This window comes from Acinetobacter sp. Lyrl_1 (genome assembly GCF_051948795.1).
GTDB classification, from domain to species: domain Bacteria; phylum Pseudomonadota; class Gammaproteobacteria; order Pseudomonadales; family Moraxellaceae; genus Acinetobacter; species Acinetobacter towneri.
The window spans coordinates 1-1,592 of the sequence record NZ_JAYJLK010000091.1; the positions used below are offsets into that span (position 1 = coordinate 1).

Here is a 1,592-nt window from a genome sequence, read left to right on the forward strand (position 1 = left end):
TTATACTATACAAAATATAGAATTTATTACTCAAAAATATCAATTAGATCAATCTAAATACTTTAGATTAATGAGCTTTTATAAACTGCCAAACTATATAAAAGAAGATCTAAAAATCCACCCCAAAGCGATTTCAGGTGCAACCGCACAACAATTGTTAACTGAATTAAATAAACTGGTTTTAAAGTTTAACCATCAACTAGTTGAAGATACCACGTTAACCATATGGAAAAAGTACCTAAATGAATTTACAGAAACAAATCGTCCATCAAAAAAATTCATTTATCAAATAGAAAAAGCATTAACGGTACAAGAGACAGCTAAAAAACAAGATCAAAGCATCGAAAATGCCTCTCTAGTAAACAAAATGATCTTAAAAAATAAAGATGGTCTTAAATTTGGTTCGATTAAGATCGAGAAAAGTCTCAATGGGAAAACAGTCCTAAATATTCGCACCAGTTTAAATGCTGAATTTAATCAAGAAAAGATTGAAAAGTTAGAAGAATTTCTTGCCGGTTTAGATGACCACCCATAAAAATTATAAATTTCCACTGTGGAAATTTATAATTGAGTATCCAATATTTTTTTAAATATTGGGTACTGCTATTTATCATACATATTGAATTAAAAAGTGTTAAAGGGAAAAATGCTTACCAGAACGGTAACTGATCTTCTGATGGATCTAAAATTTCATCCATATCAGAATCAACAATATTTTTATCTTCATGATCTGCCTTTTTAGGCTTAACAGATTCTGTTGAGCCTAAGTTGTAAATTTAAAAATTAGCCATTTCAACAGTATTGAGTTTATACAGCCAGTATCAGCTGAGATGGTTACGATAGAAAAAAATTGGAAATGCAAAAAAAATCACTTGAAGTCCTGACCAAGTTAAGTGCAGTTTTGATATTAGATTTACCAGATTTTATTCGACATTTTATCTTGAATCTTAAAAACAAGCTGGATGCTTATATCAAAAGAATTCTTAACAAGGGTGAAAAATCCCATAAAGGTGTTGATGAATTTGAAATTCTAAAATGGTTAATCCATAAAATTTCTTTAGATTTGGAACAGGTTCCAAAGCACAAACATAAAGAGGTACATGCTGTTCTATTTACATGTTTTTTTACTCAATTGTCCGATACCTTAGGTTTGCCATTATCACGGTATATGAAGGTGGGAAAAAATCCGCAGCGTTGTGTTCAATTGAGTGCAAGCACTTATAAAAAATACTTTGGCCTGAATAAAGACTTGAAGCTCAAGTTCGAACGAAACCTGAATATCAATTTTTACCCTGAAAAATTATGGTAGCTTTATGAGCCAAACTGATGAATTGTCAGCTGACAAGCAAATTAAACTATTGGAAGAATGGGTCAATCAACCCCTGAGTGTAAAAAAACAAATTTTGAATCAGCTCTTGGCGCAAGATCAGCAGGCACTGGAATTGTATGTTGCTGCTCACGATATCCATGTGGTGATTAAAGACAATCGGATGGTGACACAAAAGAAATTATTGGCAGGCTTAACTCAATGGGCTAAAAGTGCATCTATAGGAGAACTAAGCGACCAACAAAAAGCAGCATTCATCTATTCA

1 protein-coding gene and 2 pseudogenes are annotated in these 1,592 nt (G+C 31.9%); all 3 read left to right on the top strand.

The annotated features are described in order from the left end of the window. Positions 1 to 535: pseudogene (locus VF675_RS13620) on the top strand (ParB/RepB/Spo0J family partition protein); the annotation flags it as partial. A gap of 321 nt (positions 536 to 856) precedes the next feature. Continuing rightward, complete coding sequence (locus VF675_RS13625; RefSeq protein WP_108676034.1) at positions 857 to 1,309, top strand: transporter; 453 nt, start codon at positions 857 to 859, stop codon at positions 1,307 to 1,309. A gap of 4 nt (positions 1,310 to 1,313) precedes the next feature. Beyond that, a pseudogene (locus VF675_RS13630) lies at positions 1,314 to 1,592 on the top strand (hypothetical protein); the annotation flags it as partial.